Raw genomic sequence first — 15,721 nt, forward strand, 5'->3', positions numbered from 1 at the left:
ACCGTTAGGCTGCAATCAATGGCTAAGGCCGTGAGGTAAATTAGAATATTTTAGGGCTGGTGTCTTGTTGATCAACTTAGAAATGAAAGCGGGCACAATATAATTGTGCCCGCTTTCATTTAGATTTCTATATTGCGCTAGAGCGACTGCAATTAAGCGACTGCAGCTAGGCTTCTATCGCTCAGTCATTGTGGCAGGCTGGCTCATCGTGGCTAAGCTAGAGCAACTAAGCAACTAAGCAACTAAGCAATAGCGACTGAGCTCGCCTGACAGCACCTGGATGACTATTTACAACCGTTATTAATCGCTGTTATTAGCTGTTTTGCTCTATCCATAGGTCGATTTCACTTTCGAGTACATCTAACGGTACTGGACCATTTTTAAGGACTATGGTGTGAAAATCGCGAATATCAAATTTATCGCCTAGGGCTTGCTGCGCTTTGTCTCTTAAGGCTAGTAGCTTTAGCATTCCCACTTTATAAGCGGTTGCCTGAGATGGCATCACAATATGGCGCTCAACCATTTTTACTGCATCAGATTTGGCATTGGGCGTGTTAGAAACGTAATACTCGATAGACTCTTCACGCGTCCATTTTTTAGCGTGAATACCGGTATCGACCACTAAACGACAAGCGCGCCATAACTCCATCGCTAAGCGGCCAAAGTCTGAATATGGGTCAGAGTACATGCCCATCTCTTTCGGGAAATACTCACTGTAAAGCCCCCAGCCTTCGATATAAGCGGTATAGCCGCCAAACTTACGAAACTTTGGTACACCATTAAGCTCCTGGGCGATAGCTATCTGCATATGGTGACCCGGCGTGCCTTCATGGTAGGCCAACGCCTCCATCTGATATTTTGGCATGGCTTTCATGTCATATAGATTGGCATAGTAGGTACCAGGGCGGCTTCCGTCTGGTGATGGGTTGTTGTAAAACGCCTTACCTGCTGATTTCTCTCTAAAGGCTTCAACCTGTTTAACTATCATAGGTGCTTGAGGTTTGACCTTAAACACTTCATCGAGCCTGCTGCTCATGGTGTCGATAAGTGCGGTGGCCTCTGTGAGGTATGCCTGGCGGCCTTTATCGTCATTGGCGTAATAGAACTGCTCGTCTTCGCGCATAAACTTGAAGAACTCGGTTAATGAGCCTTCAAAGTTAACTTTGGTCATGATATCGCGCATTTCGCTGTGAATACGCGCCACTTCAGATAGACCTAGCTCATGGATATCATTAGCGGTCATGTCGGTTGTCGTCGTGCGAGCTAATGCATTGTTGTAGTAAGTCTCGCCCTGTGGAAATTTCCACGCGCCGTCACGAGTATCGGCTTTAGTTTCAAGCTTAGTCATGTAGGCGATTAGCTTGTCGTAGGCAGGTTTTACATCGTTAACTAATGCCGTTTTAGCATCGCGTAATAAGCTATCTTTGTCGCTATCGCTCAATTCAAGGCTTGATACTTTGCGTTTAAAGTCAGCCCATAGCGCGCTATCTTGTGCCATATCGCCCTTATTAGACTCAGCAGTGAAAGGTGCGCCAGCTACGATATTTTTGCTGTCGGTTATTACATAAGGGAAGACAAACTTAGGCGCAACAATGCCCCTAGTTTCACGCGCTTCTAAGGCCGCTTGTAGTTGAGATAATCGCTTAGGCACACCTTGTAGGCGGCTAATATAGGCTTTGGCATCTTCAACGTTGCCAATTTGGTGCTGGTTAATCAAGAAAGAGGCGATTTGTGAGTGGCCACCATACATCTGGTTGACCGGGTAGCTATGGTAACGCCACTTGTCATCTTTAATGCTTTGCTCAAGCTTTTGAGTTAATAGCTGATAGCTAAGTAGAGTCTGTCTATCGAGCTTACTTGGGTCGATTTTTTGTAGCAGAGTTAAGTGTTTTTTATCTCGTGCAAGGGCTGCGTCATCGGCGGCATCACCCATCTCGTCCCATTTGTCATAGTCAGTTTTAATCCCAAGGTGCGTTTGTGAAATAGGGCTCGCCATAACATTTTCCATGAAAATGCTTTCAAATAAGAGGTTGGCTTTTTCTGACTCGCTTTCAGCCTTATGAGCAATGCTCTCACTTGGACTTAATAATTGTACAGAGGATGAGGCGGCAATCGCTGTGGTGCTAAATGTGGTAGTGGCACTAAATACAATTGAAAGTGATAGGGCGATAGAGCTGATTTTTGTTTTTATAGGCATTTTTAGGCTTCCTTAGAATTATGATTGTTATCCTAAAGAAGCCGGCGGTTAATTTTTTGATCTAAGTGTTAGTAAATGTTTCTATGCGAGCCGGTATTAACATCTTTGCTTTTTTATTCAGCTAGTTAATTGGTGTTTGTAACAGATGGAACGCGCTATAGAAACTGTGACAGCAACTCATTGACGAACAGGTGACCTTTGCTAGTCAGTTGCCAATGTTCATCAGACTCGGTCATTAAGCCTTTGGCACAGGCTTGTTTGATGCCGTCACTAATGGTGTCTCGTGATAAACCGGTACGCTGCTCAAATTCCACCTTAGGAATGGGGCTCATTAGGCGTAAGCGATTCATTAGATACTCTAATGCTCGATCTTCTTGCGCAACTTCGGTGGTTTCGTAGGTATAGTTATCTGCTGTTAAATAGCCCTTAGGGTGCTTTATTTTAACTGTGCGGATAATTTTGCTGTCGCTAACGTTATTATCGTTAATTAGGGTGATTTTACCGTGGGCGCCACAACCGATCCCCAAGTAGTCGCCAAACTGCCAATAGTTAAGGTTATGTCTGCACTGATAGCCTTCTTTAGCATATGCTGAGATCTCATATTGCTGATAGCCCAGCTCAGCTAGACGTTTCTGGCCTTGTTCGTAGATCTGCCACAAGTTTTCATCATCTGGTAACTGCGGTGGTTTAGAATGGAACAAGGTATTTGGTTCTATGGTGAGCTGATACCAAGACAAATGCGGCGGCGCGAGTTCTGCTGCTGTTTCAATATCGGCAAGGGCTTCATCAAAACTTTGGTTTGGTAAACCATGCATTAAGTCTAAGTTAAAGCTTTGGTAGCCTGAAACTTTGGCTTTTTGCGCAGCAACTTGAGCCTCATCTTTATCGTGAATACGACCAAGCAGATTGAGCTTGTCAGTCGAGAAACTTTGTACGCCAATAGAAAGACGAGTTACACCTGCTTTATTGTATGCTTCAAAATCATCATGCTCTAGGGTGCCAGGGTTTGCTTCCATGGTGATTTCAATGTTGTCGCTAAAGGGGATGAGTGCATCCACCTCTTCGAGTAAACGCCCTATATGCGCAGCATCGAACAAAGAGGGCGTTCCGCCACCGATAAAAATCGTGTGTAGTTGCCTACCTTGCACATAATGCAGATCTTGTTTGAGATCCTTAATCAGTGCATCAACATATTCAGCCTGGGGTAACTCTCCATGTTGGCCATGGGAATTAAAATCACAATAAGGGCACTTTTGTACGCACCAAGGAATATGAATATAAAGGCTTAACGGTGGCAGGGTTAGCATTAGTTAAAGATACCTTGTTGCTTCATGGCTTGAATTAACAATACCAATGCTTTACCACGATGACTGAGCGTATTTTTCTCATCACTGCTTAGCTCAGCTGCGGCGCATTCGTGTTCTGCAGGGATAAAAATAGGATCGTAACCGTGGCCATTTTCGCCTTGTGGGCCAAAACCTATTGTGCCTTCCCATGCTGCCTGGCAAATAATTGGGGTTGGGTCTTTAGCGTGGCGCATATAAACCAAAACACACTGAAAACGTGCATTACGCTCGGTTTGGCCTTCAAGTGCATTTAATAGTTTTGTGTAATTTTGCTCATCTTTAGCGCCTTCACCGGCATAACGCGCCGAGTAAATACCTGGGGCGCCTTGTAGGAAGTCAACTTCTAGACCCGAGTCATCAGCGATGGCTGCATGACCGGTAATTTCCGCGGCGTGCCTTGCCTTGATAATGGCATTTTCAACAAATGTAGTACCAGTTTCAGGGACTTCAACAACATTGAACTCACTCTGAGCTAAGATCTCGACGCCGTAATTAGCCATCAATTCAGAAAATTCTTTGAGTTTACCTTTGTTGCCGCTGGCAAGGACGATTTGGTTCATGGGATTCTTTCGATGAGTCAGTTAATAATGGCGGCAATAATAGCCGAGATACGGTGTTTTCGATAGTAGCAATCGCGTTGAACAATTAAAAAAATAGAGGCGAAATGCCCCTATTTATTCAATTTAATGAGAGATTATTCGACGTAGAATTTTTGTTTGAACTTGAGTGTGGTATTGAGCTTTTTACCGGACTTAATTGCGATCTTGAAGTTGATCTCTTGATCGTCACGATACGGAACTTCGGCAATATAATAAATAGAGTTACCTTCGCGAATTTCCCTAAACTTTAAGTCGATTCTGGCATCGAGTAAGTTATTGGCGACGCCTGAGATCTCAACAGGAACGGCAGGGTGACCTTTGACGCTAGTATCAAGCACTGAAATATTGATGATGCCGGTGTAGCTACTACGTTTAATACCATAACTCTTGGCAATACTCGGGGTTAAAAAGGTGCTACTAAGGGCTACATAGTGGATATCGTAGTTACCCACTTTTTCTTTTTGTTCGGCAAATGCATTGCTGCTTAAACAAAAGCAGAGCATTAGCACAGCGGTTAAAGAACGGATCATATTCGCTTTCCTTAGGAAGATATCTTGCTAACAGTATAGAACTTTGTTGGGCTCAATGCGCTATTGGAATAATACGCATAAGGTTACAAAAGGTTTTGTATTTCAGCTGGGATAAGCTTAGGAGCGGTGATTTTTACCTGTTTATGGCGTCCCATTTGGCCTTTCACTATGGCAATATCGCCCTTCGGTACTTTAAAGGCTTTTGATAAGTACTTAGTTAAATGGGCGTTGGCTTTGCCATCAACGGGTGGGGCTGTGATAGCAATTTTTATCTCTTCACCATGTAGGCCAACAATTTGGTCACGACTCGCTTTAGGCTGGATATAGAGTTGAAGCAGCAGGTCACCCTGCTGCAATATGGCTGGTGTCACTATACGCTAGCCCAAAATGGCACGTACTGCGCGAGTAAGATATTGACGAAGTTAAGAATAATCATCATGACCAGCAATGACAGATCTAAGCCGCCCATTGGCGGTAAAATACGGCGAATTGGCGCAAGCAATGGCTCCGTCAGTTGACCCATTACCATCTCAATTGGGTTACTGCCTTGGCTTACCCAACTTAAAATTGCACGTAAGATTAGCATCCAGAACAGCAGTACACCCGCTTCTTTAATCACAGAGACTAGCGAGATAAGTAGCAGTGTCAGTACATCAATCGCTGCGCCAGCCATCAGGCTTAAGATAACAAACTTTGCTATCACGACGGTTATTGCCAGTACGAAAGAGGCGGTGTCAAAACTACCAAAAGAGGGCAGTACTCGGCGTAATGGGCCAACAATCGGGTGGGTGGCTTTTACAATAAATTGGCTAAACGGGTTATAAAAATCAGCTTTGGCTAGCTGTAGCCAAATACGTAATACCACAACCATCAGGTATAGATCGAATACCGTGCTTATCAGAAAACTAAATGCATTCATCTGTTTACTCTACTTGTTCAAGTTAAATTTAAAAACTAATACTGCTTTGCCATCTCTTCAGCGCGGGCGATGCAATTGTTCATTGCGCTATCGACCAAGCCTCGTAAGTTACCTTTTTCAAACGTCTCAACGGCTTGCGCTGTTGTGCCCCCTTTTGAGGTGACGTTTGCTCTTAGCTGAGCAAGGCTTAGCTCAGGGTTTTGCTTCACCATTAACGCCGCACCTAGAGCTGCTTGCTGCGCCATATCTCTAGCGGCTACTTCAGACATCCCCCCTTTGACAGCACTTTCTACCATAGATTCTAAAAATAGGAAGAAATAAGCTGGAGAGCTACCCGCTAGTGCAATGACTTGGTTTAAATCGTCTTCCTTGTCGACCCAAACAATTTCACCACCTGTGGCCATTAGCGTTTCGCAAATAGCTTTTTGCTCAGCAGATATATCTTCACCTGCAAAAAGGCCCGTTAAGCCTACACCGATTTGCGTAGGAGTATTAGGCATAGTGCGGATTAGTTTGATCTCTTGCTTAAAATAATCGCCATAACGCTTTGCGGTAACCCCTGCTGCTATGGTGATAATCAGTTTGCTTGAGAGATCTAAGCCGCTAAGCTCTTCGCCAACAACTTGCATTAAATGCGGTTTAACGCCAAGTACGATGACCTCTGCTGCTTGTGCAGCTTTAAGATTGTTATTTGAAACCTTAATACCAAAATCGCTGACCATAGCATCTAGCTTTGGTTGGCTAGGGTTAGTGGCTTCGATTAGTTCAGGGTTATAACCGCTGTTGACTAGGCCGCTAACGATGCTGCGAGTCATATTGCCCGCACCAATAAAGCATACTTTTTTTTGCGTCATGAAGATCTCTTGTTGTTTTAGTTGGTTTTATGGCAACTTTAGCTATTAATATCTGGGCTAAATCGTGAATTGCAAGCTGTTGGCACTTAAATGTATCGTGCTAGCAATCATTTCATCTTACGATTGTTTGCCAAGCACTATTATCTTAAATCTTATCTAACTGTAATCGCGAGCACCAAATATAGCGCTGCCAATACGTACCATGGTTGAGCCGTGAGCGACGGCAAGCTCTAGATCGTTACTCATGCCCACAGACAAGGTATCGACACTATCAAAGCGCTGTGCTAATTCACTATAAAGGTTTTGCAGTGCGGCAAGCTCTTTGGTTGCGGTTAGCTCATCGACATCGGCCGAGGGGATCGCCATTAAGCCGCGTAACTTCAGTTTGGGTAATTGCGCTATTGTATCTGCAAGCGCTAACACCTCACTGGCAGCTACACCAGACTTACTTTGCTCCTGGCTAATATTGACTTGAATGCATACATTGAGCGCTGGCATTGAATCTGGGCGCTGCTCGTTAAGCCTTTGAGCGATTTTTTGGCGCTCAACCGTGTGCATCCAGTCAAAGAGTGTCGCGACCACTTTAGTCTTATTTGATTGCAGTGGACCGATAAAGTGCCACTCAATATCTGGGTAGTCCTGACTGAGTGCATTAACCTTAGATTCGCCCTCTTGCACATAGTTTTCACCAAAGCGGCGTTGCCCTGCATGATAGGCTTCTATGATTTGGTTATTGGGCTTAGTTTTGCTTACCGCTAGCAGTTGTACATCTTCTGCTCGACGAGAAGCCTTTTGCGCCGCTTGAGCGATCCGATGCTGGGCGATTGCGAGTCTGTCTGTTATTGTTGTCATGTTGTAAGTTTTTGGTTGAATGGATATCCCAAACTATGGAAATCACAGAGTTACTTGCCTTTAGTGTAAAACACAATGCGTCAGATCTACACCTTTCAGCGGGTGTTTCTCCCATGATCCGTGTTGATGGTGAAGTGAGAAAGATTAATTTACCTGCTTTAGACCATCAAGGTGTGCATAGCCTAGTCTATGACATCATGAATGATAAGCAGCGTAAGGATTATGAAGAACATTTAGAAATCGATTTTTCGTTTGAAGTTCCAGGTCTTGCACGTTTTCGTGTTAACGCCTTCAATCAGTCTCGTGGTGCGGCTGCGGTTTTTCGTACCATTCCAAGCGATATTTTGAGCTTAGAGCAGTTAGGTGCCCCCGAAATCTTTAAGAAGATCTCAAGTTTTCCTCGTGGTCTAGTGTTAGTGACTGGGCCAACCGGCTCAGGTAAGAGTACCACCTTGGCGGCAATGATAGATTACGTCAATGATAACCGCCATGACCACATTCTAACGATTGAAGATCCGATAGAATTTGTGCATCAAAATAAACAGTGTTTGATTAACCAACGTGAAGTTCACCGTCATACCCACAGCTTTAACGCCGCGCTACGAAGTGCACTGCGTGAAGATCCGGATGTGATCTTAGTCGGTGAGATGCGAGACCTTGAAACCATCCGACTAGCAATGACCGCAGCGGAAACGGGTCACTTGGTATTTGGTACCTTACATACGACCTCTGCTGCTAAAACGATTGACCGAATCGTCGATGTATTCCCTGAAGGCGAGAAAGGTATGGTAAGAACCATGTTGTCTGAATCTTTACAGGCGGTTATCTCTCAGACCTTGATTAAAAAGGTGGGCGGAGGCCGAGTGGCTGCTCACGAAATTATGATGGGTACGCCTGCTATTCGTAACCTTATCCGTGAAGATAAAGTCGCGCAGATGTATTCGGCAATTCAAACAGGTATGGCTCATGGTATGCAGACCCTTGACCAGTGTTTACAGAACTTGGTTAATCGCGGTCAGATCACCCGTGAAGATGCCATGGCTAAGAGTTCGAATAAACAAACCAACTTTTAATAGGGATAGTTAGGCTATGGATGTTCGTCCTTTTCTAAAGGTGATGATTGATCGTAAGGCATCGGATCTGTTTATCACTGCAGGTTTTCCGCCAAGCGCAAAGGTTGATGGTGAGCTGCGCCCACTGGGGGAAAACCCGTTTACTCCGGCGCAGTCGTTAGACTTTGTTGAGTCGTTGATGACAGAGGCACAAAAGTTGGAGTTTCACGAGTCTCGTGAATGTAATTTTGCCTTCGCCGCACAAGATCTGGGCCGATTCCGTGTCAGTGCCTTTTGGCAACGTGAAGCCCCTGGTTGTGTGATGCGCCGTATCGAGACCAAGATCCCTGATGTCGATGAGCTAATGCTGCCACCGATCCTTAAAGACTTAGTGATGAGTAAACGTGGTCTGGTGATCATGGTGGGCGGTACAGGCACAGGTAAGTCAACTTCACTTGCGGCTTTGGTTGGTTATCGCAATAACCATGCACGTGGGCATATTTTGACTATTGAAGACCCAGTGGAATTTGTCCATGACCACAGGCAGAGCATTATTACGCAGCGTGAGGTGGGTATTGATACTGAGTCCTTTGATGCTGCACTTAAGAGCTCACTACGTCAGGCTCCTGATGTGATTTTGATTGGTGAAATTCGTAGCCAAGAAACCATGGAGTTTGCGCTGTCGTTTGCTGAAACGGGTCATCTATGTATGGCTACCTTACATGCTAACAATGCTAACCAAGCCCTTGACCGAATTATGCATCTTGTGCCTGAAAGTAAGCATCATCAATTGTTATTTGATCTGTCGTTAAACCTGCGTGGCATTGTGGCTCAACAGCTAGTACCCAAAAGTGATGGTACGGGACGGCGTGCGGCGATTGAGGTGTTAATTAACACGCCTCGTGTGGCAAGTTTGATTGCTAAAAATGAGCTACATTTGCTAAAAGATACCATGGCAAAATCCAATGAGCAGGGCATGCAGACGTTTGACCAAGCCTTGTTAAAACTCTATAGCGATGGTGAAATTAGTTACGCTGACGCATTACATCACGCCGACTCACCAAATGACTTGCGCTTGATGATTAAGTTACAGAGTTCAGATCCCGCGAGTAGCAGTTCGATGGATGGAGTGACACTCAATTTAGATTAATTAACAACGGTTTAATAAAAGCTGGCAATATCTTGTATTGCCAGTTTTTTTATGATTAATGTTGATCTCAAAGCGGATCAAAACGTATCTGTAGCTATCATTAAAAGGTTAAGGAGTTATCTTGGCTAAGTTTTCAGGATTGACCAAAGAAGTTGGGCATAAAAAGCGCGGTAAAACTGGGGTGTTGTTAGTTAATTTAGGAACCCCTGATGCGCCTACAGCATCAGCTGTAAGACGTTATCTGGCAGAATTTCTAGCCGATCCGCGTGTAGTCGAGATCCCAAAGTTGCTTTGGATGATCATTTTACACGGTATTATATTGCGTGTACGGCCAGCAAAATCTGCAGCACTTTATCAACAAGTGTGGACCGAGCAAGGCTCACCTTTGATGGATATCACGCGTCGTCAAACCCAAAAGTTGGCAGAGCACTTCGATCAAGCTGGAACAGACGTGTCGGTTGATTTTTGTATGCGTTACGGCTCGCCATCAGTGTCATCGACCCTGCAACGAATGCATAAAGAGGGAGTTGATAAAATAGTGGTGTTGCCGCTTTACCCGCAATATTCGGCGCCAACAACAGCATCGGCTTTCGATGCCATAGCTAAAGAGTTGGCAAGCTGGCGTTACCTGCCTGCGCTGCATTTTATCAATACTTATCATGATCATCCTGACTTTATTGATGCCTTAGCGGCATCGATTGCTAAAGACTTTGAGCTTAATGGTCAGCCACAAAAGTTAGTGCTCTCATACCATGGTATGCCTGAGCGTAACCTGCATTTAGGTGACCCTTATTACTGTTTCTGCATGACAACGACTAAGCTGGTGGTTGAAAAGCTAGGCCTGAGTGAAGAGCAATATATAACAACATTCCAATCTCGTTTCGGTAAAGCTAAGTGGCTAACGCCTTATACTGACGCGACAATGGCTGCTTTACCTGGTCAAGGTGTTAAAGACATTGCTGTTGTTTGTCCGGCTTTTAGTGCCGATTGCTTAGAAACCTTAGAAGAGATCGCCGGTGAAAACCGTGAAATCTTTGAAGAGGCTGGTGGTGAACAATATCGTTATATTGCAGCGCTAAATGATGATGACGCCCATATTAAGATGATGGCGAATATCGTTAAACCGTATATTTAAGCTTATACCGGCGTGATACAAAAAGGGAGCGACTCAATCAATAGTCGCTCCCTTTTTAATATTGATGTGGGTTACTCAGATTTTGCACCGAATTACAGATATTGATTCTCGAAGTAACTTTCAACAATCAAGACTGCAGACATAGCATCAACCTGACCTTTGGTCAGTGCCTTGTAGCCACCCATTTCAAAGAGTCTTGCTTTGGCATCGGCAGTGGTAAGGCGCTCATCTTGAGTCTCGACCTTGATACCAAAACGGCCATTTATTCGATTCGCAAATTTTCTGGCTCGTTGAGTCATCTCTTGTTCTGTGCCATCCATATTAAGTGGCAAACCAACAACAACAAGATCGGGTTTCCATTCGGTGATGAGTGCGCCAATTTCATCCCATTTTGGAATACCATCGACCGCTTTAATTGATAATAGAGGTCGTGCACTCGCAGTGAGCTCTTGACCAATAGCGATACCAATACTCTTGGTACCGTAATCAAATCCTAAGACGCTTTTATCGCCCATCTCTGTGTATTCCTATGTATTTATGCTACTACAGTACCGATTACGGTAATCATGCATGGCCTGTGAGGTTAGAGAGTTGCCAAATGTCGAAACCGAGGGACTCAGTTGCTTGTTGCCAACGTTCGTCGTGCTCTACTTCAAACAGTAGTTCTGCCGTTGCTGGGATTGATAGCCAAGTGTTTTCAATTATCTCTTGCTCTAGCTGGCCACGGGTCCAACCTGCATAGCCAAGAGCAATTAAGAATTTCTCTGGCGCTTTATCTGAGCCTAAACAGGTGAGTACATCTTGTGAGGTTGTTAGCATGATCTCATCGCTGACAGCCTCGCTGTTGCTCCAGCAATCTTGTGTGCTGTGGAGTACAAAACCTCGCTCAGGATTAACGGGCCCACCAACTAACACCTCAGCAGCCAAAGCTTCAATTGCTTCAGGCTCTTCAGTCAGCTCCATCTGCTCTAAAAGTTCATCAACAATAATGCCGCTGGGTTTATTAACAACAATGCCCATAGCGCCTTTTTCGTTGTGCTCACAGATATAAATGAGTGAACGTTCAAAATAGGTATCTTGCAAAGATGGCATCGCGATTAAGAAGTGATTCTGTAGACTGTCCATAGACTTTTCCATATTAGGCGCGTTTAGCCACCAGCCAATTTGACAGTATAATTGAGCTTCTCGAGCAACGTTTTCACTTGCTCTCTATTATCGGTTTGCACTTCAATATTGAAGTCTTTTACCGTACCACCACAGCCACATTGTTTTTTCAGTTTTTGTGCCAAAGCTTTTAATTCTTTTTCAGGTAAACCTAGGCCCTTAATAACTGAAACCCCTTTGCCTTTACGACCCTTACTGTCTTTATGAATTCTGACGATGCCATCACCTTCAGGAGCAGATTGGATCGCTTTTTCGGGGGCTATTCTACCGCTATCAGTGCTGTAGACTAAAGATACGTTTGGATCAGATTTCATATATATGGTCGTTGGTTAACTTATGGCTGCAGTTTAGCAAAGATGCAGGCAATACGGGAGAGGCAAGCGAAAGAGAATCATATCTGTTGAGAGGCGAGCTAGAGCAAAAACTGCAGCTCTTTACAGAATTTAAAACCTTTATAGGTAAAGCGCGAGCTCAATGAATAACGAGGCAAAGGTTAAGCATGCTAGCGGTGCAATATATTTATGTGTATTTGGCAAGGCTATAGCGCAAGACGTTAGAACAAAACCGATTGCAGTACCGGCAAAGTGCGTTACGGGGGCTGTTGCAATCGCAATCACCACCCAGCTAAGAACGACTAATGGCAATATGACTAATGAGTATTTGCTGAGTTTGTCAATTGATGAGGTGTCAGTGGCTGTGGTTTCAGTCACTTTTTCTGGGGTAATTAAAAACACGATAGGGGCGATAGCAAACGCGGCCATAAACCAAAGCATAATGATTCTCTTAAATACACTAATTGATAATCATTATCATTAAGCTGGGCGATGAAGTCAAGCTCAATGACAGGTGTCTTTACTAAAATAGAGTTGTAGATTAATAGATTGCTCTGTAAGCTGGCTTAATAAGTGCTCAAAATATATATGATTATTGTTGGAGTAAAACATGAAGAAGTTATTGATTGTCATTGCTGCGCTGGCGTTAAGTGCATGTAGTTCACTTAAGACAAGTTCAGACTATGATCCAGGTGTAAACTTTTCAGAAGTGAAAACTTACGCTTGGGTTCAAAAGAAAACTGATGATGCAACTTATCATCTCGATGGGCTTATGGATCAACGCGTTCGCAAAGCGGTTGAAGATCAGCTACAGCTAAAAGGGCTAACAAGAACTGATGCTGCAACAGCCGATGTTTTAGTAAACTACTTAACTAAAGTCGACAAGAAAATTAATGTAGACACATTCAATACCAACTACGGCTATAACCCATATTACGGCCCAGGCTGGGGTTGGAGTGGCAGCGCTGGTCATAGCCAAACAACGGTTCGTGAATATGAAGTCGGTACTTTAATTTTAGATATGGTCGACCGCAAGACGGGGCAGCTTATCTGGAGAGGTTCTGTTGCAGACACAATGCGCGACAAAGATACGCCAGAAGAGCGTGTCGAAGTGGTTAACGAAGCGGTAGGAGCATTACTGCTTAACTACCCGCCAAAGCCTGAAGGCAAGTAAAGCTTTTATATTAGTCAGCTTTACACCAGCTAGCTTTGAGTAAGTTAGCTCAAATATGAAAACGGCCAAATGGCCGTTTTTTTTAAACCATCTTTTAATCAATGTGAACCTTTTTGCTTAATTGAGCAGATCTCTCATCAATACTCTTAGCTGACGATTAAGCGAGTTATCGAGTCGGCTTTTATGTTGAATCACATCAACATTGGCTTGCCAACCGAGCTGCTCGAAATCAATCTTAAGCTTACATAACTGCTTTTCTGCAATGGCCTCTTCACACATGTGCAGTGGTAACAAGGTCCAGCCAAAACCTGCCTTTGTTAACTCAAGCAACATGTAGTAGTTATCTGCATGCCATACATCCGGAGAGTGAGGGGTATTAAACCAACCTTTTTGTTTTGCTTTAGAACCAATAACTAACTGTCTATGTAGTTTAAGTACGTCGATATGAGATGAGGTCGACTGTGCAAGCGGGTGGTTAGGGCTTACGAGCAACTCAAACTTTACGGTACCTAATGATTCAAAATCGAGACTCTCAGAGTAAGTCAGTTCGCTAAAGACGATGCCTAAATCGGCTCGCTTAGTATCTACCAATTGAATGATATCTAGACTCGAAGCACATAGGAGCTCAAGTTCACACTCTGGATATTGATTCGATAGGTTGCTGAGCATTGCTGTAAACCTGTCATAAGGGATCCCTTCGTCCACAGCGAGCGTAAGTTTTAATTCTTCTTGCTTGTCGAGTGCGGCAACTTGCTGGTTGAGCCGTTGGTGTTGAGCTATCACGGCTTTAGCCTGAGGCAGTAATTGTTCCCCTGCACGAGTTAATACCGGATAGCGATGACTTCTATCAAATAAAGTCTGATTCGTATCGATTTCGAGGTTAATAATGTGCTGGCTAATTGCAGACTGAACCTTGCCAAGCTTTCTCGCTGCGGCAGAAAAAGATCCTGCCTCAACGGTCGTTACAAATGAGTAGAGCTGTTCAATGGTTAACATATCAGTAAAGGTGATGGTATCTAATTATTAAGTATCGTAATTAAAGATGATAATAGCGACAAGTAAATTTTAGGACGCATAAAAATGACGTTTAAAGACAGAATCACTCACGCTATTCTTTTTGAGGCAATCGCGTTGGCCATTATTGTTCCAGTAGCGTCGATGCTATCGGGTACAGAAGCCACATCTATGATGGCAGTGGGTGTTGGACTGAGTCTGTATACTGTTGTTTGGAATTACATTTATAACATTTGGTTTGATAAGCGCTTCGGCGCAGACAGAATTAACCGTAGCTTAAAGGTGCGAATTGCCCATACCTGTGGCTTTGAAGGTGGACTGATATTTATAACCGTACCAGCCATTGCGTGGTTTTTAGACTTGACGCTATTACAAGCTTTAGCCATGGAAGCCGCTTTCTTAGTGTTTTTCTTTTTCTATGCTGTGGCTTTTAACTGGTGCTACGACACTATCAAAGTCAGGTTAAAAGCGACAAGTTAGAACGCTATTAATAAACACAAATAAGCCGTTATTACATCAGTAATAACGGTTTTTTTATGCTTTGCGTTCGGTCTTTATTGTTGCATGAGGGGAAAATAGCCCTAAAATCGAAATATGCTAGATATTAGCTATGCTTGTAATGCTTAAGTTAATTATTCTGCTGTGTTTTTAAATTATTTGGCGTAAAATGTTGACCGCCTAGCCCGTGGTGATAGATGTTGGGTCTCGCTGGTAAAATCGAACATTTCTAGTCAGATATAAGGTTTATCGATAAAAGCTTAGTAGAGTGTGTTAGGTTTTTAGAGGAGATGACTTTGGTAAAGTTGATGCTGATGTTGCTTATTACCATGAACTTATCGGCAGGGTTATCGGCTCGGCAGTGGCAAGATACCGATCTTGATGGAGTGCCAGATTTAAAAGATGCTTGTGAAGATACTGCCAGAGATCTGCGTGTCGATGCTCGAGGTTGTGATCATCGTCAAGGCAGTGCAGTGGTCATCGAGCAGCTTAGAATCGTGCCAAACTTATGTTTTTCGACCAGTGATGGGCGTTTATATCCGGCTGGCTGTAAAGAAAATAGATCGGTGGTTGTTAAGTTTGAATTTGCTCAATCCCAAGTTTTAATGTCCCAGGTAAAAGCATTTGAGCTGCTAACGCGTTGGCTAGCCGTGACAAGAGTGCCACTGTTGCTCGTTGGCCATACGGATTCTATCGGTGACAGGAGCGTTAATCAAAAGTTGTCGCGAGAGCGAGCCGAGCAGGTAAAGAAAGTATTAGTTGAGCAGTTTGGGTTTGCTGCCAATAGATTTCAGGTTAAAGGTATGGGGAGTCAATTCCCGGTTGCCAGTAATCAAAACGCGTATGGTCGTCAACAGAACCGACGTGTCGAGTTTTTAGTTATTATTCAATAGTTTTATCATATA

Annotated in this window: 19 protein-coding genes; 6 read left to right on the forward strand and 13 right to left on the reverse strand. The window is 43.9% G+C overall.

Annotated features, from left to right (window positions below; translation table 11 throughout):
- Nucleotides 1-313: 313 nt before the first annotated feature.
- From ACVBIK_RS00755 to ACVBIK_RS00790, 8 genes are all read right to left on the reverse strand, one after another.
- Nucleotides 314-2,197 carry a DUF885 domain-containing protein gene (locus ACVBIK_RS00755; protein ID WP_447168848.1) on the reverse strand — a complete coding sequence of 628 codons (1,884 nt, stop codon included), beginning with the start codon at nucleotides 2,195-2,197 and terminating at the stop codon, nucleotides 314-316.
- Between the two features lie 155 nt (nucleotides 2,198-2,352).
- Nucleotides 2,353-3,504 carry a radical SAM family heme chaperone HemW gene (gene hemW, locus ACVBIK_RS00760; RefSeq protein ID WP_447168849.1) on the reverse strand — a complete coding sequence of 384 codons (1,152 nt, stop codon included), beginning with the start codon at nucleotides 3,502-3,504 and terminating at the stop codon, nucleotides 2,353-2,355.
- Nucleotides 3,504-4,103 (reverse strand): RdgB/HAM1 family non-canonical purine NTP pyrophosphatase, encoded by a 600-nt coding sequence (rdgB, locus tag ACVBIK_RS00765; protein WP_447160491.1) that lies wholly within the window; start codon nucleotides 4,101-4,103, stop codon nucleotides 3,504-3,506. Before rdgB ends, hemW begins: the two co-directional genes overlap by 1 nt.
- Before the next feature lie 134 nt (nucleotides 4,104-4,237).
- Nucleotides 4,238-4,672: a DUF4426 domain-containing protein gene (locus ACVBIK_RS00770; RefSeq protein ID WP_447160492.1), complete on the reverse strand. Its 435-nt coding sequence runs from the start codon at nucleotides 4,670-4,672 to the stop codon at nucleotides 4,238-4,240.
- Between the two features lie 83 nt (nucleotides 4,673-4,755).
- Nucleotides 4,756-5,043: a DUF167 family protein YggU gene (yggU, locus tag ACVBIK_RS00775; protein ID WP_447160493.1), complete on the reverse strand. Its 288-nt coding sequence runs from the start codon at nucleotides 5,041-5,043 to the stop codon at nucleotides 4,756-4,758.
- Nucleotides 5,043-5,591, reverse strand: coding sequence for a YggT family protein (locus ACVBIK_RS00780; protein WP_447160494.1), 549 nt, complete (start codon nucleotides 5,589-5,591; stop codon nucleotides 5,043-5,045). The genes yggU and ACVBIK_RS00780 overlap by 1 nt, the downstream gene beginning before the upstream one ends.
- A 35-nt stretch (nucleotides 5,592-5,626) precedes the next feature.
- The gene (gene proC / locus ACVBIK_RS00785; RefSeq protein ID WP_447160495.1) at nucleotides 5,627-6,445 is read right to left on the reverse strand and encodes a pyrroline-5-carboxylate reductase; all 819 of its coding nucleotides are present in this window, start codon (nucleotides 6,443-6,445) and stop codon (nucleotides 5,627-5,629) included.
- Between the two features lie 156 nt (nucleotides 6,446-6,601).
- The gene (locus tag ACVBIK_RS00790) at nucleotides 6,602-7,297 is read right to left on the reverse strand and encodes a YggS family pyridoxal phosphate-dependent enzyme (RefSeq protein WP_447168850.1); all 696 of its coding nucleotides are present in this window, start codon (nucleotides 7,295-7,297) and stop codon (nucleotides 6,602-6,604) included.
- A gap of 35 nt (nucleotides 7,298-7,332) precedes the next feature.
- On the opposite strand from ACVBIK_RS00790, the gene ACVBIK_RS00795 reads away from it, so the two are divergent.
- The 3 genes from ACVBIK_RS00795 (at nucleotide 7,333) to hemH (ending at nucleotide 10,634) form a co-directional block, all read left to right on the forward strand.
- Nucleotides 7,333-8,370, forward strand: a complete 1,038-nt coding sequence (locus ACVBIK_RS00795; protein ID WP_447160497.1) for a type IV pilus twitching motility protein PilT — start codon at nucleotides 7,333-7,335, stop codon at nucleotides 8,368-8,370.
- Nucleotides 8,371-8,386: 16 nt separating this feature from the next.
- Complete coding sequence (locus tag ACVBIK_RS00800; RefSeq protein WP_447160498.1) at nucleotides 8,387-9,499, forward strand: PilT/PilU family type 4a pilus ATPase; 1,113 nt, start codon at nucleotides 8,387-8,389, stop codon at nucleotides 9,497-9,499.
- A 121-nt stretch (nucleotides 9,500-9,620) separates the two neighbouring features.
- Complete coding sequence (hemH, locus tag ACVBIK_RS00805; RefSeq protein ID WP_447160499.1) at nucleotides 9,621-10,634, forward strand: ferrochelatase; 1,014 nt, start codon at nucleotides 9,621-9,623, stop codon at nucleotides 10,632-10,634.
- A 92-nt stretch (nucleotides 10,635-10,726) separates the two neighbouring features.
- On the opposite strand, the gene ruvX is transcribed toward hemH, so the two are convergent.
- From ruvX to ACVBIK_RS00825, 4 genes are all read right to left on the reverse strand, one after another.
- Entirely contained in the window at nucleotides 10,727-11,149 is a 423-nt protein-coding gene (gene ruvX, locus ACVBIK_RS00810) for a Holliday junction resolvase RuvX (protein WP_447163675.1), read from the reverse strand.
- Between the two features lie 49 nt (nucleotides 11,150-11,198).
- A complete protein-coding gene (locus tag ACVBIK_RS00815) occupies nucleotides 11,199-11,759 on the reverse strand; it encodes a YqgE/AlgH family protein (protein WP_447160501.1) in 561 nt (186 codons plus the stop codon).
- 23 nt (nucleotides 11,760-11,782) lie between these two features.
- Nucleotides 11,783-12,112: a stress response translation initiation inhibitor YciH gene (yciH, locus tag ACVBIK_RS00820; RefSeq protein WP_447160502.1), complete on the reverse strand. Its 330-nt coding sequence runs from the start codon at nucleotides 12,110-12,112 to the stop codon at nucleotides 11,783-11,785.
- A 138-nt stretch (nucleotides 12,113-12,250) separates the two neighbouring features.
- Nucleotides 12,251-12,571, reverse strand: a complete 321-nt coding sequence (locus tag ACVBIK_RS00825) for a hypothetical protein (RefSeq protein ID WP_447168851.1) — start codon at nucleotides 12,569-12,571, stop codon at nucleotides 12,251-12,253.
- Nucleotides 12,572-12,740: 169 nt separating this feature from the next.
- Here ACVBIK_RS00825 and ACVBIK_RS00830 point away from each other — a divergent pair, with 169 nt between their 5' ends.
- Nucleotides 12,741-13,304: a DUF4136 domain-containing protein gene (locus ACVBIK_RS00830; protein ID WP_447160504.1), complete on the forward strand. Its 564-nt coding sequence runs from the start codon at nucleotides 12,741-12,743 to the stop codon at nucleotides 13,302-13,304.
- Nucleotides 13,305-13,421: 117 nt separating this feature from the next.
- Here ACVBIK_RS00830 and ACVBIK_RS00835 read toward each other — a convergent pair whose 3' ends face one another.
- Nucleotides 13,422-14,300 carry a LysR family transcriptional regulator gene (locus ACVBIK_RS00835; RefSeq protein ID WP_447160505.1) on the reverse strand — a complete coding sequence of 293 codons (879 nt, stop codon included), beginning with the start codon at nucleotides 14,298-14,300 and terminating at the stop codon, nucleotides 13,422-13,424.
- A gap of 84 nt (nucleotides 14,301-14,384) precedes the next feature.
- On the opposite strand from ACVBIK_RS00835, the gene ACVBIK_RS00840 reads away from it, so the two are divergent.
- A complete protein-coding gene (locus ACVBIK_RS00840) occupies nucleotides 14,385-14,798 on the forward strand; it encodes a PACE efflux transporter (protein ID WP_447160506.1) in 414 nt (137 codons plus the stop codon).
- Nucleotides 14,799-15,106: 308 nt separating this feature from the next.
- Nucleotides 15,107-15,709: an OmpA family protein gene (locus ACVBIK_RS00845; RefSeq protein ID WP_447168852.1), complete on the forward strand. Its 603-nt coding sequence runs from the start codon at nucleotides 15,107-15,109 to the stop codon at nucleotides 15,707-15,709.
- The last annotated feature ends 12 nt before the right edge of the window (nucleotides 15,710-15,721 follow it).

It is taken from the genome of Shewanella sp. 125m-1, assembly GCF_052977065.1.